The following is a 23,390-nucleotide window of genomic DNA, read 5'->3' as shown; positions in this document are numbered from 1 at the left end:
CAGCGGTGGTGACGCCGGATAACGCTTATCCGGCCTGTCGATTGGCAATTAGTGGAGCTGGAAAATCCCGTTCGCCACATCAGAGGGTGTTACCACGCCGCTGTCCAGCACCCAGCCACTAATAAGCGCCGCTGGCGTGACATCAAACGCCGGGTTGTAAACCGCCGCGTTTTCCGGCGCCCAATTGACTGCGCCAAAACTCCCAGCCACGCCGGTGACTTCCCCAGCAGCGCGCTGCTCAATAGGAATGGCATCACCGTTCGGGCAGTGCGGGTCGAGTGTGGTTTGCGGCGCGGCCACGTAAAACGGCACGTGGTGAAATTTCGCCAGCACCGCCAGCGAATAGGTGCCAATTTTGTTCGCCACATCGCCATTGGCAGCAATGCGATCCGCACCCACCCACACCGCATCCACCAGCCCTTTCGCCATCAGGCTGGCAGCCATCGAATCAGTAATTAACTGATACGGCACACCCAACTCGCCCAGTTCCCAGGCGGTCAACCGCCCGCCCTGCAACAGGGGACGGGTTTCATCCACCCACACATTCGCCACGTTGCCCTGCTGATGGGCGAGCGCAATAACACCCAGTGCGGTGCCAACGCCCGCTGTCGCCAGCCCACCGGTGTTGCAGTGGGTCAGCAAGCGGCTGCCCGGCGTCACCAGCGCGCTACCGGCCACTGCAATGTTGTCACATAGCTGTTTGTCTTCATCAATAAGCCGCAGTGCTTCGGCGGTTAATGCCGCCACAAAGTGCTCCTGTGTGAGCGCCCGTTTCATGCGATCAAGGTTATTCATCAGGTTTACTGCTGTGGGTCGCGCCGCGCGCAGCGTTTCCAGCGCCTGCGCCAGTTGGTCGCGGTTTGCGCCCTGCTCTGCCAGCAGCGCCAGCAATAAGCTCGCAGAAAGGCCAATCAGGGGCGCTCCGCGCACGCGCAGCGCATGAATATGGCCGACAAGTTCTTCTACCGTACTGGCTGGTAGCCACTGTTTCTGCTGCGGTAAGGCCTGTTGGTCGAGAATAAATAAGTGATTGTCGACGACGCGCAGACTGGTGGTCTGTAATGGCTGCATAGCGTTAAATCCCTGTTGCGTTGTTGTAGCGTATTGTGTCAGGATGAATTCCGGATGTATAGACGTCTAAATGGCTTTATTAGAAAAAGAGGATCGAGGCAATGTCGCAATACCGTACCTTCTCCGCCCACGATGCCGTGGCGTATGCACAACAATTTGGCGGCCTGGACAACCCGTCCGAACTGGTGGACGCGCAAGAGGTGGGCGACGGTAACCTCAATCTGGTGTTCAAAATTTTCGACACCCAGGGTGTGAGCCGCATTATCGTCAAACAGGCGCTGCCCTATGTGCGCTGCGTCGGTGAATCCTGGCCGTTAACGTTAGATCGCGCCCGGCTGGAAGCACAAACGCTGGTTGAACACTACCAGCACAGCCCGCAGCACACGGTGAAAATCCTCCACTTCGACCCGGCGCTGGCGGTGATGGTGATGGAAGATCTCTCCGATCATAAAATCTGGCGCGGCGAATTGATAAACAACGTCTATTATCCGCAAGCCGCTGCGCAACTGGGTGAATACCTGGCGCAGGTACTGTTTCACACCAGCGATTTTTATCTGCATCCGCATGCCAAAAAAGCGCAGGTCGCGCAGTTCATCAACCCGGAAATGTGCGAAATCACTGAAGACCTGTTCTTCAACGATCCCTACCAGGTTCATGAGCGCAATAACTACCCGGCCGCGCTGGAAACGGAGGTCGCCGCCCTGCGTGATGACGCGCAGTTAAAACTGGCGGTCGCAGCGCTTAAACACCGCTTCTTCTCCCACGCCGAAGCGCTGTTGCACGGCGATATTCACAGCGGCTCGATTTTTGTCGCCGACGGTCGCCTGAAGGCGATTGACGCCGAATTTGGTTACTTCGGCCCGATCGGTTTTGATATCGGCACCGCCATCGGCAACCTGCTGCTCAACTACTGCGGTTTGCCTGGGCATCTGGGCATTCGCGATGCGGCTAGTGCGCGTGAACAGCGTCTGGCCGATATTCAAACCGTGTGGACCACCTTCGCCGAGCGCTTTCAGGCGCTGGCGAGTGAGAAAACCCGCGACGCAGCGCTAGCACAACCGGGCTATGCCAGCGCTTTCCTGAAAAAAGTATGGACCGACGCGATCGGTTTTTGCGGCACCGAGCTCATTCGCCGCAGCGTCGGGCTTTCGCACGTCGCCGATATCGACACCATTAAAGACGAAGAGATGCGCCACGCCTGCCTGCGCCATGCGATTACGCTCGGCAAAGCGCTGATTGTCATCGCCGAGCGGATTGATAGCGTGGAAGAGCTGATCGCGCGGGTGCGCCAGTATTCGTAAAACCATCCGGCAAACATTGTGCTCCAGTATTAAATGCAGGGTGGCGGCTACGCCTTACCCGGCCTACTCAGTCCCCGCTCTACAGCAACACATTCGCTATTTCAGGCACTGCCCTTACAGCAATGGGGTTGTGTCCCCGCTCGAAATCGGCGAACCGCAGCACAGATGGCAAGGTCTGGACGCCAGGGAAGGCGGCCAGAGGCGAGTCTAGACATGACAAAATTGCCAGGAGCAATTTTGAACAGCGCTAGCGCTGGCCCCGAAGGGGCGAGTCCCAGGGATGGGACGAGTAATCTCGAGTCGAGCCGACCGCAGGCAGATGTGCGGGAGGTGAGCGCAGTGCGCAGCACCGATTTCCCTGCGGGGCCGCGGGGGATTGAAAAGGGGGAGCGCGGCGGCGCCCCCTTTTCCCGTTCACGAGCCACATAGGTTATGTGTCCGCCAAACATCTGATGAACGGAATCCTTTCTCACACGCCGAATTGGCGGTTTTGCCGAAGGGTGGCTCCACCTTATCCGGCCTGCGTTTTACCCCAGATACTCAATCACCGACAGCCCGCCGTTGTAATCGGTGCTGTAGATAATGCCGTTCGCATCCACAAACACATCGCAAGACTGGATAACGCGCGGGCGTGCAGGCCGCGTATCCATCATCTTCGCTGGCGCGGCAGGCACCAGCGCGCCAGTTTCCACCGGACGATACGGGTTGGAGATATCGTAAGCCCGCACACCCGCGTTCTGGTAAGTGGCAAAAATCAGCGTCGAGCTGATAAAGCTGCCGGGGCGGTTTTCGTGCAGGTTGTGCGGCCCGAAATGCGCCCCTTTCGCCACATAATCGGTTTCGTCCGGCTGCGGGAACGTGGAGATGCTTACCGGGTTGGACGGCTCACGAATATCAAACAGCCAGATCAGCTTCTCGCCATCTTCCTGATTATCGAGCACCGCTTCATCCAACACCACCAGCAATTCCCGGTCCGGTAGCGGTAGCGCGGTGTGCGTACCGCCGCCAAACGGCGGGCTCCAGTTGCGGTGGCTGATCAGCTTCGGTTGCGTTCTGTCTTTCACATCCAGCAGCGTTAAACCGCCATCGCGCCAGCTACCGTAAGCCGTATCCCCGGCGATAATCGCGTGGTGTAACGCATAACGTTTACCTTCCGGCCACGTTGGCGTTTCCCCTGCGTCCTGGTTCATCCCTGGTAGCCACCAGCGCCCGGCAACCTGCGGTTTACGCGGATCGGCCAGATCGATAGTCAGGAAAATGTAGTCGGTAAAACCGTCGATCAGCGCCGACACATACGCCCAGCGCCCGCCCACATACCAGATACGGTGAATACCGATACCATTAAGCGACAGGAAGCTGATTTCGCGCGGTTTATCCGGCGTGGAGATATCAAAAATACGCAGCCCGGCGCTCCAGCCTTTGTCCTGCACATCGCTAACTGTCTCGCCAACCGAACGGGTGTAATAGACCTTTTCATCAGCAAAGCGCGCATCGGCGAACAGATCGCGGGCGTTGATCACCAGCAACAAGTCGTCGTGGGCTTGCAGATGCACATTCCAGGTGCCCGGCGGTGCCGGTACATAACCGGCGGGTTTCGGGTTTTTCGGGTCGCGCACATCCACAATCGAAAAACCCTGCGACACCATATGCCCGATATAGGCAAAACCGCGATGCACCATCAATTGCACACCGTCCGGGCGACCGCCCTGATCGCTGTGGCCAATCAGCCGCATATTGCGGCTGTATTCGGGGCGCGGTAACTCACTCGCCATGTCCGTTCCTTACTTGTTTTTCGCTTCCAGCGTGGCGAACCACGGCGCGATAAAATCTTCCGTCTGGCCCCAGCCCGGAATAATTTTCCCCAGCGACGCCACATTCACCGCCCCCGGCTGGCTTGCCAGCAGCGCCTGTGGAATGGCAGCGGCTTTAAAGTCGTACGTCGCGGGCGTCTGTTCACCAGCAATCTTATTGGCGATCAGGCGCACGTTGGTTGCGCCAATCAGTTTCGGATCCACCGCCACGCTCACTTTCCACGGGCTGCCCGACTCGCGCATCAGTTGCAGATCCTGGTTAGAGACGTCGATGCTGTAGAGTTTGATCTCGGTGCGACCGTTCTCTTTCAGCGCTTTATACGCGCCCTGGCTGAATGCATCCCAGGTGCCCCAAATCGCATCAATCTGCCCTTTCGGGTACTTCGCCAGCACCGCGCCCACTTTGTTGGCCGTGTCGCCCTGCACATCGGAAGAGACTGCACCAATCGACTCCAGCTCTTTAATGCCAGGGTTGGCTTTCAGCAGCTCGGCGTAGGCGGCCTGGCGGCGCTCCATTGGCGGGAAACCGGCGACCCACAATTTGATAATGTTGGCTTTGCCGTTGAAATCTTTCACCAGCTCGCCAAAGGAGAGTTTGGTCAGCGAGGCGTCATCCTGCTGCGTGACCGTCACCCCCGGAATTTCACCGTTGACGGCGGTATCAAACACCGCCACTTTGATGCCCGCAGCAACGGCTTTTTTAATCAGATCGGTGGAGTACGGATCGCGCCCCTGCGACAGAATAATGCCGTCATATTTCTGGCTGATCGCCTGGTTAACGAAGTCCTGGAATTTGGCGTCATCGCCGTTGCTTAAAAAGGTGCTGATTTTAAAGCCAAGTTTTTTACCTTCCTGCAACGCGCCGGAGACAAACTGCGTAGTGTTGTCGTCCGAACCGAGGTTGCGGATAAGCGCAATGCGTACCGGGCCGTTGTGGTTAGCAATGGCGTCCGGCACCGGCGCAGGTGTTGCGGCGTGGCCTGGCAGGGCGCTCAGTAAGCCCAGCGCCAGCAGTGAGAGTGCAATTTTTTTCATCTGTTTTCCCCTGGATAATTAACGACGCTGGAAGTAAGTCAACGCAAGAGCACCGGCCAGCACCAGCCCCTTAATAATGTCCATCGCGTAATAGGGCACTGATAGCATCACCAGCCCGTTTTGCAGCACGCCGAGAATAACCGCCCCTACCAGCGTGCCGAGCGCATTCGGTTTGCCGGAACCGGCGAGCGAAAAACCGATCCACGCCGCCGCTACCGCATCCATCAAATAACCGCCACCGGCGTTGACCTGCGAAGAGCCAATGCGTGACGCCAGCAGAATGCCGCCAAGCCCAGCCAGCAGCGAAGCAATGACATACGCCGCCACTTTGTAGCGCGTGGTGCGAATGCCGGAAAGACGCGCGGCTTCCGGGTTGCCGCCAATGGCATACATGCGGCGACCGTGGGTGGTCAGCGACAAGCCCAACTGCGCGACGACCGTCACCACCAGCATAATGACCACAATGGTTGGCACCTGGCCGAGCAGGCCAAACGCCGCCGGAATGGTGCCTTCCGCCATATCCCCGCTCGGCAACACCATATTTTCGGTAATCGAGCCGCCATAGCTGTAGGTCATTGCCACGCCCTGAATCACAAACAGGCTGCCGAGCGTTGCCAGCATGTCCGGGATGCGCAGCACCACAATCAAAAAGGCGTTGAACAACCCCACCAGCGTACAGAGCGCCAGCGTGATAACGATCGCTTCGGTGGTGCCAACGCCGTGCCAGACAAACAGCGAAATCACCAGCGCGTTAGCCAGTGAAGCGGTCGAGCCGACCGACAGATCAAACCCGCCGATGGTCAACGAAATAGAGACGCCTACCGCAATCACCGTGACGATAGCGATCGAGCGCAAAATGTTGATGATGTTGAATGGATCGAGGAAGTTGTCCGACGCCACGCCAAAAATGGCGACAAGCGCGACCACGGTAAGCAACATGCCCCATTTATAGAGAAAATCAAAAAACTGCTGGCGGGGCGTTACCGCCGCATTGACTGAAAGGGCCTTACTCACGGCGCCGTTCCTCCGGTGGAATAATAAAGAAGCGTCTCTTCGCGGGCATCCTCGCCCTGCACTTCTGCCACAATGCGCCCATCCCACAGCACACAAATCCGATCACACAAACCCACCAGTTCGGCGAATTCGCCCGACGCGTAAATCACGCCTTTGCCTTCGCGTGCCAACCCGTCAATCAGTTGGAACAGGTCGGTTTTCGCTTTCACATCCACGCCTTTGGTCGGCTCATCAAAAATCACCACATTGGCGTTACCGCGCAGCCATTTGCCAATCGCCACTTTCTGCTGATTGCCGCCGGAAAGACGGCGCAGCGTCTGCCCCGGCCCGCTGGTACGCACGCCCACGCGGGCAATCACTTCCTGCGCCCAGCGCCAGGCCTGGCGGTGACCAAAAAATCCCCAGCGCGAGAAGCTGTTATCCGCGCTGATGGACAAATTCATGCTCACCGGCTCTTCAATAAAAATGCCCTCTTTGCGCCGCTCTTCCGGCACCAGCGCCAGCCCGCGCATCACCGAATCTGCCGGATCGCGCGGCCGCCACGGCTGGTTATTCAACTCGCCGCGGGTGATACGGCTTTTGTTCGCGCCGAACAACGCCTTGCACAGCTCGGTTTTTCCGGCACCCGCCAGCCCGGCAATGCCAAGGATCTCCCCTTTGCGCAGGCGCAACGAGATATCTTTCAACAACCCTTCGTCATGCAAGCCGTCAATGCTTAACAGCACTTCTTCGCTGTACGGCGGGCGCGCAGGCGGGTAGATGTCACTCAGTTCGTGCCCGAGCATCTTCTCGACGATCTCTTCGCCGCTCAGCTCACGCATCGGGCCGGATTCAATCAATTTGCCGTCGCGCAGCACCGTTAAAGTGTCGCAAATCGCTTTCAGTTCGTGGATGCGGTGCGAGATAAACACCACACCGATACCTTGCTGTTGCAGGCGTTTGACCACGGTGAACAAGCGCTCACTTTCATGCTGGTCGAGCGGCGCGGTGGGTTCATCAAGAATTAAAAAACGGCAGTGGTGCGAGAGCGCACGCGCCAGCAGGATCTGCTGCTTCTCTGCCAGCGTGCAGCTATCAATTGAGCGTTTCACATCAAGCTCAACGTCCAGTTGCGCCAGCGCCTCGCGCGCACGGTGGCGAATCTCGCCCCAACGATAGTGGTGCCCGGCGTCCGCCAGCTTATCGAGCATGATGTTCTCGGCAATGCTTAAGCCGGGGATCAGCGCCACATCCACTTCCTGCTGCACCAGATGAATACCGAACTGTTTGGCATCGCGCGGGGTGCGAATCGACACCGCCTGGTTGTTGATGGCGATTTCCCCTTCGTAATGGTCATATGTGCCGCACAGCACCGCCATCAGCGTCGATTTCCCCGCGCCGTTCGCGCCGGTTAAGGCATGCACCGAACCGCCGCGCAGGGTGAAATCCACCTGCGACAGCGCCTTAAAGCCGCCAAAGGCCAGACTAATGCCGCGCATTTCGAGGTGGTTGCTGCTCATACCCACGGTGTTCCTGCAATTAATAGGTTGATTTAACGAATTTTTCACAGCCTCGCTTGACTGGCAACGACAGAAAATGCATAAGATAAAGCTAAATATTATTAGCCATCCGGATGTCCAGACATAACATCGGGTTAGCGATCACGTACAAGGACACACCCTATGAGCAGCACTGATATCCGCGTCGTCCCCGGCCCGGCCAACTACTTTTCCCACGCCGGGAGCCTCGCGCGGCTGCACGATTTCTTCAGCGAAGAACAACTGGCGCGCGCGATATGGATCTATGGCGAGCGCGCCATTGCCGGGGCAAAAGCGTTTCTGCCGCAAGGGTTTAACGCGCCCGGCGCGAAACACATTTTGTTTAAAGGCCACTGTAGCGAACACGACGTCAATGAACTGGCGCAGCAGGCGGGCGATGACCGCGCAGTGGTGATTGGCGTTGGCGGCGGTGCGCTACTGGATACCGCTAAAGCGGTGGCGCGCCGTCTCGGTTTGCCAGTGGTTGCCATTCCGACCATCGCCGCCACCTGCGCGGCGTGGACGCCGCTATCGGTCTGGTATAACGATGCCGGTCAGGCGCTGCACTTTGAAATTTTCGACGACGCCAATTTTCTGGTGCTGGTGGAACCGCAAATCATCCTCAATGCACCTGCGGAATACTTGCTGGCAGGCATCGGCGATACGCTGGCGAAATGGTATGAGGCGGTGGTATTAGCGCCGCAGCCGGAAACGCTGCCGCTCACAGTGCGGCTGGGCATTAACGGCGCGCTGGCAATCCGCAATGTGTTGCTGGACAGCAGTGAACAAGCACTAGCCGACCAGCAGCGCGGCGAAGATACGCAGGTATTTCGTGATGTGGTGGATGCGATTATCGCTGGGGGCGGGATGGTTGGCGGTCTGGGCGAGCGCTACACCCGCCTCGCCGCCGCACATGCGGTACACAACGGTTTAACGGTGTTACCGCAAACGGAGAAGTTTCTGCACGGTACCAAAGTGGCGTATGGCATTCTGGTGCAAAGCGCCCTGCTCGGCCAGGACGATGTGCTGGCACAGTTGATTAACGCCTATCAGCGCTTCAACCTGCCCACTACGCTTGCGGAGCTGGAGGTGGATATCAACAACCGCGCAGAGCTGGACAAAGTGATTGCTCACACTTTGCGCCCGGTGGAGTCGATTCACTACCTGCCGGTGGAACTCTCCGCCGATACGCTGCGCGCGGCGTTTGAAAAAGTGGAAGCGCTGTCGCGCTGATTGTTGACGCGTTCTGTTTTATGCCGCCATCAGGCCACACCTGGCTGGCGGCATTTTCTTTTACGCCCTGACAAGCTTGCCACGAATCGGGCTTTCCCTCGCGACAAAGTCATCTGCATTGCTGCGTAGCAGCGGCGTGCGGCCACGGATGTTATCGGCAATCTTCTTGCCAATCATAATGGTGGTAGCGTTGAGATGATTTACGCGCAGACCGACACCCGTATCATTATTCTGCGTGTCTGGCACACCACAGAAGATCGATAAACCCATCCCCGAAAGCTCTGTTTCGGGATTATGCAGGCCACAACCCCATCGCCATACGCGCAATGCCGAGCAGCGTTTCCCGGCTTGCGCCGTCGCGCGCCTGAATCGACATCCCCTGCTGAATGCTGACATACAACCGGGTCAGTGCGTCGATATCGGTGGTTTCAGGCAACTCGCCGCGTTGCTGCGCCTCGCTAAGACGGGCTTTTAGCTGCGCAACGCCGCCATTACGCAACTGGCGAACCCGTTCGCCCAGCCGTTCATGGCCTTCGCTGGCCACCGCTGACAGTGTCACCATGCAGCCGTGCGGCAAATCACAGCGGGTTAAAACTTCTGCCGAACGCTCCAGCCACTGCGCAATGGCTTTCTTCGGTGATGGCTCGCTTGCCATATCACCCCAGATTGACGGCGCAACGCACTGTTCGTAATGCTGCAACACCTCATCGTAAAGATCTTCTTTGCTGCCGAACGCCGCGTATAAGCTCGGCGATTTAATGCCCATCGCCTCATACAGATCGTTCATGGATGTCGCGGTGTACCCCTTCTGCCAGAAGAGTTTCATCGCTTTATTCAACGCATCGGTACGGTCAAATTCCCGTGGTCTTCCCCGGCTCACTTTCGCCTCCTCGCATTTTGTGCTGATCGGTATATTAATAATATTGACGAATGTATGGAAGCCTGTTTATTTTAATTATGTATCAATCGACACATAATTCAGGAGCCACCATGTCACATTCACTTGCAGGAAAACGCGCGCTGGTTACCGGTGCGAGCCGGGGTCTGGGAAAAGCCATCGCTTTAACGCTGGCGCGGGAAGGTGCGGATGTCGCCATCACCTGGGAAAAATCCGCCGATAAAGCACAAGCTGTTGTGGACGCGATCCGCGCGCTGGGGCGTAACGCCGTGGCAATACAGGCCAACAGCGCCGAGCCACAAGCTGCCCGCGCCGCCGTTGATCAAACCGTGCAGCAACTCGGCGGGCTGGATATTCTGGTTAACAACGCCGGGATCGCGCGCGGCGGCCAGTTAGAAGCGATGTCGCAGGAAGATATCGATGCGATGATCGACGTGAATATTCGCGGCGTGGTCTATTCAACGCAAGCAGCGATCGCGCATCTGCCCAACGGCGGGCGCATTATCAATATCGGCAGTTGCCTCTCCGATCGCGTACCGTTTAAAGATATCGCCATTTATTCAATGACCAAATCCGCACTGAACTCGTTAACACGCGGGCTGGCGCGAGATTTGGGTCCACGCGGCATTACCGTGAATATGGTCAAACCCGGTTCAACAGACAGCGATATGAACCCGGCGGATGGCGAAGGCGCGGACGAGCAGCGTCGTATGATTGCGCTCGGGCATTACGGCGAAGCGCAGGATATTGCCGAAGCGGTCGCTTTCCTCGCAAGCCCGGCGGCGAAACAGATTACCGGTGCGGATATTGTTGTTGATGGTGGCACCAACGCCTGATGCTGGCGCAAAAGAAAAGCGGCGCTTACGCGCCGCTTTTTGAACAATAAGTGTGTTAACAGCAGCGTGCGCCGCCTTTCCCGCCGTAGCGCGCATCCTGGCGCTCACGGAAAAACTCTTCATAGGTCATCGGCGTCTGCTCCGGGTGCGTCATGCGCATATGTTCGACATAGTTGTCGTAATCCGGGACGCCAATCATCATTTTCGCCGCCTGGCCTAAATACTTCCCGGCTTTTGAAAGCGTATCGAACATAAACCCTCCGCGTTACGCGATTAATGCACACCTTTTGCCTGGCCGACAATCTGCTCAACGTCGCCCGGCATTTCCTGATACGGCGTCTCGTTTGCCGTCGGTTGATCGTCTTTCAGCGCCGCCAGCGCGGTTTTCAGCGAGTAGAACGCCAGTACCACCACCACGACCATAAAGAAGATGGTTAAACCGGCATCGAGGCGGTTGTTAAACACCAGTTGCGCCAGTTGAGACTGGGTATACTGCGCCGGAATATTGCCGCTGTCGATCATCGCCTGGAACTTATTGGCGATGGCCAGGAAGCCGACTTTCGCATCCGGGCTAAAGGCTTTTTGCCAGCCTGCGGTGAGCGTACAAACCAGCAGCCAGGCGGTCGGCAGCAGCGCCACCCACGCGTAACGCTGGCGTTTCATCTTGAACAGCACCACCGCACACAGCATCAGCGCCATGCCCGCCAGCATCTGGTTGGCAATGCCAAACAGTGGCCACAGGGTGTTAATGCCGCCGAGCGGATCGACCACGCCCTGGTGCAGGAAGTACCCCCACGCCAGTACGCATAAGCCGGTTGCCAGCAGGTTAGCAGGCAGCGATTCCGTGCGTTTGAGGTTCGGTGAAATGACACCGAGTAAATCCTGCAACATAAAGCGCGCCGCGCGTGTCCCGGCATCGACCGCCGTCAGAATAAACAGCGCCTCAAACAGAATGGCAAAGTGATACCAGAACGAGACATCCATCAGGCCGCCGAGCGCACCGTGCAGAATATAAGCCATGCCCACTGCCAGTGTCGGCGCACCGCCCGCGCGTGAAATGATCGACTGCTCGCCCACTTCGCTGGCGATCTGCCTGAGCGCATCCGGGGTGATACTAAAGCCCCAGCCGCTCACCACCTGCGCCGCCGACGCCACCACATCGGTGGTGCCAGCAGGTGCTAATACCGCCATCGGGCTGTTCATCGCGAAGTAGACGCCCGGATCGATAATGCACGCCGACACCAGCGCCATGATCGCCACGAATGACTCCATCAGCATGCCGCCGTAACCGATAAAGCAAGCCTGCCCTTCACTGGCGAGCATCTTCGGCGTGGTACCGGAGGAGATCAGCGCATGGAAGCCGGAAACCGCGCCACAGGCGATGGTAATAAACAGGAACGGGAACAAGTTACCCGTCCACACCGGGCCTGTCCCATCGACAAACTTGGTCAGCGCAGGCATGGTCAGCGTCGGGCGCATGATCAGAATGCCGATCGCAAGGCCGATAATGGTGCCGATTTTCAGGAAAGTAGAGAGATAATCACGCGGTGCCAGCAGCAGCCACACCGGCAGCACCGAGGCGACAAAACCGTAGCCCACCAGCATCCACGTCAACTGCACGCCGGTGAAATCAAAGTACGGTGCAATCGCCGGGTTTGCTGCCACCCAGCCGCCAGAAATAATGGCGAACACCAGCAGTACCAGGCCAATCACCGACACTTCGCCAATCCGCCCGGGGCGCAGATAACGAATGTAGATACCCATAAAAATCGCCAGCGGAATGGTAAAGGCGACGGTGTAAGTTCCCCACGGGCTGTGGGTCAGCGCTTTGACGACAATCATCGCCAGCACCGCAAGAATAATCACCATGATCATAAAGGTCGCCACCAGCGCAATCACGCCAACGGTCGGCCCCATCTCCGCTTTCACCATTTCACCGAGCGAACGCCCGTCGCGGCGGGTGGAGATAAACAACACCATGAAATCCTGCACCGCACCGGCCAGTACCACGCCCGCGAGGATCCAGATCATGCCCGGCAAATACCCCATCTGCGCCGCCAGCACCGGCCCCACCAGCGGGCCTGCCCCGGCAATCGCCGCAAAATGGTGACCGAACAGCACTTTTTTGTCTGTCGGTACGTAGTCGAGGCCATCGTTGTAGCGCACCGCCGGAGTCATGCGCGTCGGATCAACCTGCAGCACATTTTTGGCGATATAGAGGCCGTAAAAACGGTAAGCGATAAGGTAGATACAGACCGCAGCAACCACTATCCACAGTGCGTTGATCTGTTCACCACGATTGAGCGCGATATAGCCGAGGGCAAATGCGCCAACTAACGACAGCACGCCCCAAATAAGGTATTTCCCTGAGTTGTTCATAGCGGGTATCCGTTGAGAGACAGAGAGATGTTACATTTTGTATCTATATCAACTCGCGGGTTTTAACAACTTTGAAACATGGGAAATTTGCCCTGCCACCAGGCATTTACCTGATTGTGTTAACGGGATCGCAAGAATGCGCCCTCCCCTGTCACGGAGAGGGCGAAATTACCCCAGCACCGCCGTGCTGAGACGACAGGTACAGCAGCGTCGCCCCTGTTCATCAAACACTACCACTTCCCAGCTTTGGTTCTGCCGACCAAGGTGCAGCGGCTGGCAAACGCCACGCACTTTACCCTGTGAAACCGGGCGGTGATGGGTGGCGTTTAATTCCGTGCCCACCACGCATTGCCCCTCGCGGGTCATCATGTAACCCGCCATTGATCCCAGCGTTTCCGCCAGCGCCGCCGACGCACCGCCGTGCAGCAGACCAAAAGGTTGATGTGTGCGGCCATCAACCGGCATTTCCGCTTCAAGGAAATCATCGCCGATGCGGGTATAAACCATGGATAGATGCGCCACCAGCGTGTTTTCACTGGTGGCGTTCAGTTCATCAAGCGTTAAATGACGTTTCCAGATCATCTACGCCCCCAGCGTCGAGCCGCCATCCACCACGATATCCTGCAAAGTGATATGGCTTGCCAGATCGGAAGCGAGGAACAAAATGGTGTTCGCCACTTCCTGCGGCCGGGCGATTTTCCCCAGCGGAATGCCGAGCTTGAACTGCTCGCCGAACCCGCGAATGCGCTGCTGTTCGGCGTCATCACTCAGCCACAGCAAACGCTGCATGTCGGTGTCGGTCGATCCCGGCGAGACGATATTGCAGCGCACACGGCTTGCCGCCAGCTCAAGACCGACGCTGAGCGCCAGGCTTTTCAGCGCCGCTTTCGATGCACCATATGCACTCATGCCGATGCGCGGCGTGTGCGCCGCGTCAGACGCCACGGTCACAATCGCCCCACTCTGCTGACGGCGAAATTGCGCCATCGTCTGCTGAAACAGGTTAAACGCGCCGCCAACGTTAACGGCGAAGGTGTTTTGCCAGGCTTGCGCTGTCAGTTCGTCGGTGGCAGCCATATGCAAAACGCCGGCGGCGTTCACCAGCACGTCCAGCCGCTCGCTTTGCATCAGCAAGCGCTGGCACACCGCCTGCACTTGCCCGGCGTCGGCAACGTCCAGCACTTCACAAGAGAAGGGGTAATCCGTGCCGCCAAAGGCCAGATCGAAACCAGTCACGTGTGCGCCCGCCTCGACAAAGGCTTTGGCGGTGGCATAACCGATGCCTTTACCGGCCCCGGTCACCCAGACAATGTTGCCGGTAAAATCCAGGCTGGCCATTATTTCACCTCGCGGGAAAGCAGCGCCCACCAGCCATCAATAGTGGGGTTTTTCGCCAGCATCACAAAGTCGATATCGCCATGTACTTTGCGCCAGCGCGCGGCAAGCGCCATCATGCGCACGGAATCGAGGCCGTAGTCGATGAGATTCTCGTCATCCAGCGGCTCGTCGGATTCATCCAGCAACGGCAGGATAAGCGCGCGTAATGCCGCTTTGCTGCCCGGCACTGGCAGCAATTCTTGCGTCATCACCACGCGACCAGAACGCCCGGCAACATATTTCAGCGACATCAAATGCTCTTCACGGCTGAAATCCGCCAGCGCGTCGGCGACCATAAACGGTTTGATATCGCGCATAAACGCATCGGTGGCGGTGGTCATACAACCAATGTGCGAATAGACGCCGGTGATCAGCAGTTGGTTACGACCGGTCTCTTTGAGCATCTGCTCCAGTGGCGAGCGGTGAAACGCGCTGTAGCGCCACTTCACCAGCACGGTGTCGGCGTCATCCGGTGCGAGTTGTGCAACAATTTTTTGCTGTTCCGGCGAGCGGGTTAAGCCCGGCCCCCACATGTCATTGAGCAGCGCACGGTCTTCATCGTTCTGCTCTTTCGGCTGCGCAGTGTAGTAAACCGGAATGTTGTTTTGCTTGCAGAAATCGCGCAGTGCGGCGATGTTCGCCACCACTTGCTGCATCATTGGGCAGTTTTCGCCCCAGAAGTTAACAAAGTAATCCTGCATATCGTGGATCAGTAGCGCCGCACGTTCCGGCTCAAACGGCCAGCTCACTTTGTTTTGCGGGATATCGGCCGCGCCTGGCAGCGTGTAGCCCTGTAATGTTGGAATCGCCATCTTCTCTCCTTTACGCTGTAGCGCGTTGCGCTAACCACTGGCGTAACTGTTTTTTATCAACCTTCCCCACCGGCGTCAGCGGCAGTGCGTCCAGGCACTCCACGCGATCCGGCAGTTTGAACTCGGCCACACCCTGCTCGCGCAGGAAGCGGCGGATTGCCACCGCGCGTACCGGCGCTTTCACGACCAGATAAGCGCAGCTTTTTTCGCCCAGCAGGCTGTCTTCCATGCTGACCAGCGCGGCGTGGATCACCGACTCATGGCGCAGCAGCAGGTTTTCGATCTCCTCGGCGGCAATCTTCTCGCCGCCGCGGTTGATCTGATCTTTTTCGCGCCCCTGCACGGTGATATAGCCCTGCTCGTCGATAGAAATCAGATCGCCGGAGCGGTAAAAACCGTTTTCGTCAAAGGCGCGGGCATTATGTTCCGGGCTGTTAAAGTAGCCGCGAAAGGTGTACGGACCGCGCGTCATCAGGCGGCCAACGTGGCCTGGCGGCAGCAGATTGCCGTTTTCATCCGCCACCCACACTTCATCATCCAGGCACATCGGGCGGCCTTGCGTGTTGATAATGCGTTCAAAGGGATCGTCCAGCCGGGTGTAATTCACCAGCCCTTCCGCCATGCCGAACACCTGCTGCAACTGGCAGCCGATCTCGGTTGGAATACGCGCCGCAAGCGTTGCCGATAAACGCGCACCGCCCACCTGCAAAAGTCGCAGCGAGGCGAGTTGCGCATTGCTGCCCCACTCGGCAATTGCCTGTAACCACAGGCTCACCGCCGGTGGCACCAGCGCGGTGACGTTAATCTGGTGTTTTTCTATCAGCGGGAAGCAGAGTGTGGCACTCGGATCGGCAGCCAGCACCACGCAGCCTTCAGCGTGGAATACGCCAAGCGCACCGGGTGAACTCAATGGGTAGTTGTGCGCCGCAGGCAGCGCGCAGAGATAACGGGTTTGCGCGCTAAATTCGCAGATCTCGTTACTGCGCACAATGCTGTAGTAGTAATCATTGTGCGTGCGCGGAATGAGCTTTGGCGTGCCGGTACTGCCGCCGGAAAGCTGGAAAAACGCCACTTCGTCGGCAGGCGTTGGCGAGGCAATAAAATTATCCGCCGGGCGCGCAATGGCATTTTCCAGTGCCAGCTCGCCGCTGTCGCCGCGCAACAGCGCCACGCGCACCGATGGGTGCTCCGCGAAAAACGTGGTGAGAAACGTGTCGTTCGCGAACAGGGCGTGCGCACGATCGGCAATCAGCAGCGCGGGTGCGATTTGAGAGGCATAAGCGTTCAGTTCACTGCGCTGATGGCTGAACAGCGCATTTACCGGCGCAACGCCAATTTTCAGCAACGCAAAGAAGGTGATATAGAACTCGCTCACGTTGCCCAGTTGCACCAGCGCCGTTTCTCCGCGCGTGATGCCCTGCGCCTGTAACGCCGAGGCCAGGTTATCAGCAGCGTCGTTGAGCTGGCGGTAACTGTAGCGCCGTTCACCGTCGATCACCGCCGTGGCGTCACTGCGCGCGTGGCGGGTGAGAATGTCGGTCAGCGGCAAATCCTGCCAGTAGCCCTTTTCACGGTAACGCCCTGCAAACTCGTGCGGCCAGCGGGTAAAAGGAATGGTCATGCTTGATCCTCAGTGCAAACCAAATGCGTTCAGCATGGTGCTTAGCTTGACGCCGGTTTCGCGCCACTCCGAAAGCGGCGAAGAGGCCGGAACAATCCCGGCACCGGCAAACAGACGAACGTGGTTATCGTGAAGCCGTGCGCAGCGAATAGTGACCACCCACTCGCCGTTTCCTTCCGCGTCGCACCAGCCAACGATGCCGCCAAACAGCTCGCGGTTGAACGGCTCCAGCTCGGCAATCACCTGTTTCGCCACCCGGTGTGGGAAGCCGCTCAACGCAGGGGTCGGGTGCAGCAGACAGGCCAGCGTCAGCGCGTTTTCACCGGCTAATGCGGTGCCTTCAATCGGCGTGGCCAGGTGCCACAAGGTGGGCGTAGTAACCAGTTGCGGCGAATCCGGCAGTGTCAGAGTTTGGCTGCGCGGTTGCAGTACGTTTTTCATCGCCTGCGTCACCAGTTCGTGTTCGTGCCGGTCTTTTTCCGACGCCAGCAGCTTGTTGCCGGCTTCGCGGTCAAGAATATCGTCCGGCTGGCGACGTGCGGAACCGGCCAACGGCAGCGAACTGAAGCGCTCCTGCTCTTTGCGCAGCAGCAGTTCCGGGCTTGCGCCCAGCAGTACAGCGCCATCCGGCAGCGGAACGTGGAAATTAAAACTGGCCGGGTTCTGGGCAATCAGACGCTCCAGCAACACCCCGCTGTCGATACGGCTGTCGGTAGTGATCTCAATCAGCCGTGAGAGCACCACTTTGTCGACTTCCGGCGTAGCAGTGCGGGCGGCAGCGTTCGCCACCATCTGCATAAACGTGTCTTGCGGCGGGATAGCCTGCTGCGCCGTGACATTCGGCATCGCGCCGCTGTTGAAATAGCAGGCGGACCGCTGTTTATCCGGACGGGAGAAAGTTTGCCAGGTGTGCGGGATAAACAGCGCAGACGGCTGCGTGGTATCGAAGGGGATCGCCCCCACCATCACCGGGCGGGCAATGCCCTGCGCTTTTGCATCGGCAAAGGCTTGCGCCAGCTTTTGCTGGAAAGCGCTATCGGGCGCATCGCCGCCAGCGGCAGGTTCGCAGAAACGCGCCACACACCCGGAGGTGGTGAAACTGCGGTACGGCGACATAAAGAAAAACTGATCCGCGGCCAGTGTCTTCGCAGACTGCCGGGTTTCCTCAGCCAGGGACGTATCCATATCATCCTCCAACAACGATAAATGAAATAATAATGATTATCATTTGTGTTTTGTGTCGGTAAGATAAAAAGTTATACCCTACTCTGTCAACAGCAGATTCTTCGCCCGCAGCGCTAATGCTTGCATCTGCTTCATTCACCGATGAAAATGAGAAGCATTAACCTCAACAAAAACAGGATACGTGTTGTGAAATTCTCTTTCTGGAGCCGTAAACCCTTAGCGTTTTTGAGTATTTTTGTTTTAGGACTAACCTCAGCCATCGCCGCCGACTGGCCTCGCCAGATAACCGACAGCCACGGAACACACTCGCTTGCCAGCAAACCGCTGCGCATTGTTTCTACCAGCGTAACGCTCACCGGTTCGCTGCTGGCGATTGACGCGCCGGTTATCGCCAGCGGCGCGACCACGCCGAATAACCGTTTCGCCGACGAACAGGGCTTTTTGCGCCAGTGGGGAGGCATTGCCAAACAGCGCAATGTCGCACGTCTTTATATCGGTGAACCCAACGCAGAGGCCGTTGCCGCACAGATGCCGGATTTAATCCTGATCAGCGCCACCGGCGGCGACTCGGCCCTGGCGCTGTACGATCAGCTCTCCACCATTGCCCCGACGTTTGTCATCAACTACGACGACAAAAGCTGGCAGGCGCTGTTAACGCAGCTTGGCGAAATCACCGGTCACGAGAAAGAGGCGGCGGCGCGTATTAGCCAGTTCAATCAACAGCTTGCTGACGTGAAAGTGCGTATGAAATTGCCGCCGCAGCCGATCTCCGCACTGGTTTATACCCCGGCGGCGCACGGTGCCAATTTGTGGACCGAAGAGTCCGCGCAGGGAAAATTGATGCAGCAACTGGGCTTCTCCCTCGCGCCGTTACCGGCGAATCTGCACACCAGCCAGAGCCAGGGTAAACGTCATGACATCGTCCAGTTGGGGGGTGAAAACCTGGCTGCCGGGCTGAATGGCGAAGCGCTGTTCCTGTTTGCCAGTGACCAGCAAGATGCGGATGCGCTCAGCCAGAACCCGTTACTGGCGCACCTGCCTGCGGTACAAAACCACCGCGTGTACGCGCTGGGCGCGGAAACATTCCGCCTTGATTACTACAGCGCTACCCGCGTGTTACAACGTTTGTCGGCTCTGTTTGGTTAATCAGGCGTCGGCGGCGGGCTGCACCTGACGAAAACGCCGCAGTTCGCCGAGTAACACCACCAGCAACACGCCCACTATCGCCAGTACAAAACCGCTGATGCTCGCCGACGAAACCGGTGTCATCATTGATGCCATCGTGCCAAGTAGCGCGGCACCAATGGCATCACCGGTAACGTTTTGTGCCGTCCATAAACCATTCATTCGCCCGAGCATCGCTTCCGGGGTTTGCGTTTGCAGCAGCGTGTATTGCAGCAGTGAACTCACTGCCGTTAGCCAGCCACACAGCGCCAGAAACAGCACGCCCAGCGCCCAAACGGGCATCAGGCTGAATAAACCGATGGCGATAAACGCGCCAACGGACGCGACCAGCATAATCACGCCAGGGCGCTCGCTGTGCGCCAGCTTGCCGCTGGTTAATGCGCCAATGGCCGCGCCGAGCGGCAGCGCGGCATACAGCAAGCCAATTTCTGCCGCCGACATATTCCAGCTTATCGCCAGTGCCGGGTAGAGCACGCGTACCGCGCTTGCCATCGTTAACAGCCCGCCAAGCAGCGCGATACCGCCAATCAACGGGTTATGCAGTAAAAATTGCAGGGCGGTAAGGAGCGATTTCAGCGGGTGCTCGCGCGGTTGTGGCGGTGGCGGTAATGCAGGCAGGCTCAGTAACGGCAACAGGGTGATAAACGTGCCCGCCGCCGCCAGCCCGTAGTTCCACGCCACGCCGCCGGTCGCCAGCAGCAAACCGCCGCACATTGGCGAAATAACGGAGCCCAGCCGCACCGTCAGCATGGTGATCGCGCCGGCATGCATCAGGTTTTCACGCCCGACCAACGCCGGTGTCGCGGCCAACAGCGCCGTCACGCCCAGCGCGCCGAAAAAGCCATCCCACAAACCGAGCAGATAAATCGCCAGCAGCGAAGGCTCCGGCAATAACGCATTCAGATACAGGCCGATAAAACCGACGCCGCAGGTGGAACGCGCCAGCAGAATCAGTTTCTTGCGTTCAAAACGATCCGCCAAAACCCCGCCAAACATCAAGCCGACGAACATGGCGCTGCCGGTCAGCGTGACAGCCAGACCAACTTGCCAACTGGAGTGGGTCATCGCCTGGATTTGCACCGGCACCGCCACGCCCAATAAACCCAGCGAGAGAATCGAGATAAAACGCGCCAGAAATACCGCGCGAAAAGCCGGATGCGTACGCAGCAGACTCAGGTTCAACAGCCAGGATTGTTGCTTCATTCCAATGCCTTAAATACACACTTTCTATGTCCATTCGCAGGCTGCGCATGGTAACATATCAAAACAAGATCGATAACGATAATTACTATCATTATCAAATTTGGGACGTTTTATGTCGTGTTCTGCTTTCCCGGCACGCCCCGTTGCCCTCGCCGGGTTATTGATATTGCTTATTGTCGCCGTTGCACTCAGCCTGTTTGTTGGCGCAAAACCGATGCCCGCCGCGGTCGTCATAGACGCACTGAGTGGTGCCTGCCAGAGCGCGGACTGCACCATCATCAAAGATGCCCGCTTGCCGCGTACGCTGGCAGGTTTACTCGCGGGCGGTGCGCTAGGTATTGCCGGTGCGTTAATGCAAACACTCACGCGAAATCCACTGGCCGATCCGGGCTTGCTCGGCGTTAACGCTGGTGCCAGTTTCGCCATTGTGCTCGGCGCAGCGCTGCTGGGCGCAGTCACGCCTGTTGAGCAACTGTTGTTGGCGTTTTGCGGCGCGCTGGCAGCGTCACTGCTGGTCGCCTTTACCGGCAGCCAGGGCGGCGGGCAGCTCAGCCCGGTTCGCCTGACGCTTGCGGGCGTGGCGCTGGCGGCGGTGCTGGAAGGGTTATCCAGCGGCATTTCGTTGCTCAACGCCGACGTTTATGACCAGTTACGCTTCTGGCAGGCGGGTTCGCTGGATATCCGCACCCTGCAAACGCTAAAGATTGTCCTGATCCCGGTGTTGCTGGCTGCGGGCATGGCGTTGATGCTGAGCCGCGCGCTTAACAGCCTGAGCCTCGGCAGCGACACCGCTACAGCACTCGGCAGCCGCGTGGCGCGTACGCAGTTGCTCGGTTTAGTGGTGATTACGGTGCTGTGCGGCAGCGCAACAGCGGTTGTCGGCGCGATTGCTTTTATCGGCCTGATGATGCCGCACATGGCACGCTGGCTGGTGGGCGCGGATCACCGCTGGTCGCTGCCGGTCACGTTGATTGCCACCCCTACCCTGCTGTTGTTTGCCGATATCATTGGCCGTCTGCTGGTTCCCGGTGAACTGCGGGTTTCCGTGGTCAGTGCCTTTATCGGTGCGCCGGTATTGATTGTGCTGGTGCGCCGCGCGCGCGGAGGCGGCTTATGATGGCTCCTTCCCGCCGTCTGCTCGGCAGTTGCTTGTTCATGGTTATCACCGCGTTGCTTTTAGCCACCTGGAGTCTACGCAGCGGCGCGGTGACGCTGGCGTTTTCGCAGGTCATTGACGCGCTCACCGGCGACGCGCCGCGCGCAATGCAACTGGTCGTAATGGAGTGGCGCTTGCCGCGCGTGCTGATGGCGCTGCTGGTAGGCGCAGCGCTTGGCGTGAGTGGCGCGATTTTCCAGTCGCTGATGCGCAATCCGCTCGGCAGCCCGGATGTGATGGGCTTTAACACCGGCGCGTGGAGCGGCGTGCTGGTGGCGATGGTGCTGTTTGGTCAGCATCTGGCCGCTATCGCGCTGGCGGCGATGGCGGGCGGTCTGCTGACCTCGCTGGTGGTCTGGCTGCTGGCCTGGCGCAACGGTATTGAGACGTTCCGCTTGATCATTGTCGGTATTGGCGTGCGCGCGATGCTGGTGGCATTTAATACCTGGCTGCTATTGCATGCCTCGCTGGAAACGGCGCTCTCCGCCGGGCTGTGGAACGCCGGGTCACTCAATGGCCTCACTTGGGTGAAAACCGTCCCTTCCGCACCGATCATGCTGGTGATGTTTCTTTTTGCCGCGCTGCTGGCACGCCGGATGCGGCTGCTGGAAATGGGCGATGACAGCGCCTGCGCGCTTGGCGTTAGCGTTGAGCGTTCACGTCTGATGCTGATGCTGGTGGCCGTCGCACTCACCGCCGCGGCAACGGCGTTGGCGGGGCCGATTTCGTTTATCGCGCTGGTCGCGCCACATATTGCCCGCCGGGTCAGTGCTACCGCACGCTGGGGGTTAACCCAGTCCGCGCTGTGCGGCGCGGTGTTGTTGCTGCTGGCGGATATGATTGCCCAGCGAGGTTTTACGCCTTACCAGTTGCCGGTCGGCGTGGTGACCGTCAGCCTCGGCGGTATTTACCTTATCGCCTTGTTAATTCAGGAGTCTCGCAAGAAATGACTGATTCATTTACCCGTTTGCGCGGCGAAGCGCTCACCCTTGGCTATGGCAAAAAAGTGGTTGCCGAACGCCTAAGCGTAGCGATTCCCGACGGCCATTTCACCGCCATTATCGGCCCTAACGGCTGCGGAAAATCCACGTTGCTGCGCACGCTAAGCCGCCTGATGATGCCCACGCACGGACATGTTTATCTTGATGGCGAGCAGATCCAGCGCTATGCCAGCAAAGAGGTGGCGCGCCGCATTGGGTTACTGGCGCAAAATGCCACCACGCCCGGCGATATCACCGTGCAGGAGTTGGTCGCGCGCGGGCGTTATCCACACCAGCCGCTGTTTACCCGCTGGCGCAAAGAGGATAACGACGCGGTACAACGGGCGATGCGAGCAACCGGGGTGGAAAGCCTTGCCACCCAGAGCGTCGATACGCTCTCCGGCGGGCAACGCCAGCGGGCATGGATTGCCATGGTGCTGGCGCAAGAGACGGCGATCATGCTGCTTGATGAGCCGACAACATGGCTGGATATCAGCTATCAGATCGACTTGCTGGAACTGTTAAGTGAGTTAAACCGCGAACAGGGCTATACGCTGGCGGCAGTGCTGCATGATTTGAATCAGGCTTGCCGCTACGCCACGCATCTGATTGCGCTGCGCGACGGTAAAATCGTGGCGCAGGGCGCGCCAAAAGAGATTGTGACCGCAGATCTGATTGAAGCGGTGTATGGCATGCGCTGCATGATCATCGACGATCCCATCGCCCATACCCCGCTGGTGGTGCCGCTCGGGCGTAGCGGCAGATAAATGTATTGC

Annotated in this window: 22 protein-coding genes; 7 read left to right on the top strand and 15 right to left on the bottom strand. The window is 58.4% G+C overall.

Going from position 1 to position 23,390, the window contains the following annotated elements; translation table 11 throughout:
- Window positions 1–48: 48 nt before the first annotated feature.
- On the bottom strand, window positions 49–1,071 hold the full coding sequence (gene mtnA / locus E0L21_RS01000) for an S-methyl-5-thioribose-1-phosphate isomerase (RefSeq protein ID WP_131406212.1): 1,023 nt from the start codon (window positions 1,069–1,071) through the stop codon (window positions 49–51).
- 101 nt (window positions 1,072–1,172) lie between these two features.
- Between mtnA and mtnK the strand changes: the two genes are divergently transcribed.
- Complete coding sequence (gene mtnK / locus E0L21_RS00995) at window positions 1,173–2,372, top strand: S-methyl-5-thioribose kinase (protein ID WP_131406211.1); 1,200 nt, start codon at window positions 1,173–1,175, stop codon at window positions 2,370–2,372.
- A 527-nt stretch (window positions 2,373–2,899) separates the two neighbouring features.
- Here the strand turns inward: mtnK and E0L21_RS00985 are convergent.
- The 4 genes from E0L21_RS00985 to E0L21_RS00970 are packed head-to-tail and all read right to left on the bottom strand — an operon-like array spanning window position 2,900 to window position 7,731.
- Window positions 2,900–4,144 carry an LVIVD repeat-containing protein gene (locus E0L21_RS00985; RefSeq protein WP_131406209.1) on the bottom strand — a complete coding sequence of 415 codons (1,245 nt, stop codon included), beginning with the start codon at window positions 4,142–4,144 and terminating at the stop codon, window positions 2,900–2,902.
- A gap of 9 nt (window positions 4,145–4,153) precedes the next feature.
- Entirely contained in the window at window positions 4,154–5,218 is a 1,065-nt protein-coding gene (locus E0L21_RS00980) for a sugar ABC transporter substrate-binding protein (protein ID WP_131406208.1), read from the bottom strand.
- An 18-nt stretch (window positions 5,219–5,236) separates the two neighbouring features.
- Window positions 5,237–6,232 carry an ABC transporter permease gene (locus E0L21_RS00975; RefSeq protein ID WP_131406207.1) on the bottom strand — a complete coding sequence of 332 codons (996 nt, stop codon included), beginning with the start codon at window positions 6,230–6,232 and terminating at the stop codon, window positions 5,237–5,239.
- Window positions 6,229–7,731, bottom strand: a complete 1,503-nt coding sequence (locus tag E0L21_RS00970) for a sugar ABC transporter ATP-binding protein (protein WP_131406206.1) — start codon at window positions 7,729–7,731, stop codon at window positions 6,229–6,231. The genes E0L21_RS00975 and E0L21_RS00970 overlap by 4 nt, the downstream gene beginning before the upstream one ends.
- A 162-nt stretch (window positions 7,732–7,893) precedes the next feature.
- Between E0L21_RS00970 and E0L21_RS00965 the strand changes: the two genes are divergently transcribed.
- On the top strand, window positions 7,894–8,982 hold the full coding sequence (locus tag E0L21_RS00965; protein ID WP_131406205.1) for an oxidoreductase: 1,089 nt from the start codon (window positions 7,894–7,896) through the stop codon (window positions 8,980–8,982).
- A 60-nt stretch (window positions 8,983–9,042) separates the two neighbouring features.
- Here E0L21_RS00965 and E0L21_RS00960 read toward each other — a convergent pair whose 3' ends face one another.
- Window positions 9,043–9,252, bottom strand: a complete 210-nt coding sequence (locus E0L21_RS00960; RefSeq protein WP_131406204.1) for a hypothetical protein — start codon at window positions 9,250–9,252, stop codon at window positions 9,043–9,045.
- Between the two features lie 22 nt (window positions 9,253–9,274).
- Entirely contained in the window at window positions 9,275–9,862 is a 588-nt protein-coding gene (locus E0L21_RS00955; RefSeq protein WP_131406203.1) for a TetR/AcrR family transcriptional regulator, read from the bottom strand.
- A 110-nt stretch (window positions 9,863–9,972) separates the two neighbouring features.
- On the opposite strand from E0L21_RS00955, the gene E0L21_RS00950 reads away from it, so the two are divergent.
- The gene (locus E0L21_RS00950) at window positions 9,973–10,716 is read left to right on the top strand and encodes an SDR family NAD(P)-dependent oxidoreductase (protein ID WP_131406202.1); all 744 of its coding nucleotides are present in this window, start codon (window positions 9,973–9,975) and stop codon (window positions 10,714–10,716) included.
- 55 nt (window positions 10,717–10,771) lie between these two features.
- Here the strand turns inward: E0L21_RS00950 and E0L21_RS00945 are convergent, their stop codons facing one another.
- The 7 genes from E0L21_RS00945 to entC form a co-directional block, all read right to left on the bottom strand.
- Window positions 10,772–10,969 carry a YbdD/YjiX family protein gene (locus E0L21_RS00945; protein ID WP_131406201.1) on the bottom strand — a complete coding sequence of 66 codons (198 nt, stop codon included), beginning with the start codon at window positions 10,967–10,969 and terminating at the stop codon, window positions 10,772–10,774.
- 20 nt (window positions 10,970–10,989) lie between these two features.
- The gene (gene cstA / locus E0L21_RS00940; protein ID WP_131406200.1) at window positions 10,990–13,095 is read right to left on the bottom strand and encodes a pyruvate/proton symporter CstA; all 2,106 of its coding nucleotides are present in this window, start codon (window positions 13,093–13,095) and stop codon (window positions 10,990–10,992) included.
- 168 nt (window positions 13,096–13,263) lie between these two features.
- The gene (entH, locus tag E0L21_RS00935; protein ID WP_131406199.1) at window positions 13,264–13,677 is read right to left on the bottom strand and encodes a proofreading thioesterase EntH; all 414 of its coding nucleotides are present in this window, start codon (window positions 13,675–13,677) and stop codon (window positions 13,264–13,266) included.
- Window positions 13,678–14,433: a 2,3-dihydro-2,3-dihydroxybenzoate dehydrogenase EntA gene (gene entA / locus E0L21_RS00930; RefSeq protein ID WP_131406198.1), complete on the bottom strand. Its 756-nt coding sequence runs from the start codon at window positions 14,431–14,433 to the stop codon at window positions 13,678–13,680.
- Window positions 14,433–15,284 (bottom strand): isochorismatase, encoded by an 852-nt coding sequence (locus E0L21_RS00925; protein WP_131406197.1) that lies wholly within the window; start codon window positions 15,282–15,284, stop codon window positions 14,433–14,435. Before E0L21_RS00925 ends, entA begins: the two co-directional genes overlap by 1 nt.
- A 10-nt stretch (window positions 15,285–15,294) precedes the next feature.
- Entirely contained in the window at window positions 15,295–16,905 is a 1,611-nt protein-coding gene (entE, locus tag E0L21_RS00920; RefSeq protein WP_131406196.1) for a (2,3-dihydroxybenzoyl)adenylate synthase EntE, read from the bottom strand.
- Between the two features lie 9 nt (window positions 16,906–16,914).
- Complete coding sequence (gene entC / locus E0L21_RS00915; protein WP_131406195.1) at window positions 16,915–18,090, bottom strand: isochorismate synthase EntC; 1,176 nt, start codon at window positions 18,088–18,090, stop codon at window positions 16,915–16,917.
- A gap of 225 nt (window positions 18,091–18,315) precedes the next feature.
- On the opposite strand from entC, the gene fepB reads away from it, so the two are divergent.
- Window positions 18,316–19,236, top strand: coding sequence for a Fe2+-enterobactin ABC transporter substrate-binding protein (fepB, locus tag E0L21_RS00910; RefSeq protein ID WP_407928645.1), 921 nt, complete (start codon window positions 18,316–18,318; stop codon window positions 19,234–19,236).
- On the opposite strand, the gene entS is transcribed toward fepB, so the two are convergent.
- On the bottom strand, window positions 19,237–20,478 hold the full coding sequence (gene entS / locus E0L21_RS00905; RefSeq protein ID WP_131406193.1) for an enterobactin transporter EntS: 1,242 nt from the start codon (window positions 20,476–20,478) through the stop codon (window positions 19,237–19,239).
- A 112-nt stretch (window positions 20,479–20,590) separates the two neighbouring features.
- Here entS and fepD point away from each other — a divergent pair, with 112 nt between their 5' ends.
- Genes fepD through fepC form a run of 3 tightly spaced genes read left to right on the top strand, consistent with a single transcriptional unit; the run spans window position 20,591 to window position 23,381 of the window.
- Entirely contained in the window at window positions 20,591–21,595 is a 1,005-nt protein-coding gene (fepD, locus tag E0L21_RS00900) for a Fe(3+)-siderophore ABC transporter permease (RefSeq protein WP_131406192.1), read from the top strand.
- Window positions 21,595–22,584: an iron-enterobactin ABC transporter permease gene (fepG, locus tag E0L21_RS00895; protein ID WP_131406402.1), complete on the top strand. Its 990-nt coding sequence runs from the start codon at window positions 21,595–21,597 to the stop codon at window positions 22,582–22,584. Before fepD ends, fepG begins: the two co-directional genes overlap by 1 nt.
- Window positions 22,581–23,381 carry an iron-enterobactin ABC transporter ATP-binding protein gene (fepC, locus tag E0L21_RS00890; RefSeq protein WP_131406191.1) on the top strand — a complete coding sequence of 267 codons (801 nt, stop codon included), beginning with the start codon at window positions 22,581–22,583 and terminating at the stop codon, window positions 23,379–23,381. The genes fepG and fepC overlap by 4 nt, the downstream gene beginning before the upstream one ends.
- Window positions 23,382–23,390: the final 9 nt, after the last annotated feature.

Source organism: Kosakonia quasisacchari, assembly GCF_004331415.1.
Classification (GTDB): Bacteria; Pseudomonadota; Gammaproteobacteria; order Enterobacterales; family Enterobacteriaceae; genus Kosakonia; species Kosakonia quasisacchari.
Note: the sequence above shows the minus strand (reverse complement) of the source record. Positions and strands in the feature narration are given on the sequence as shown.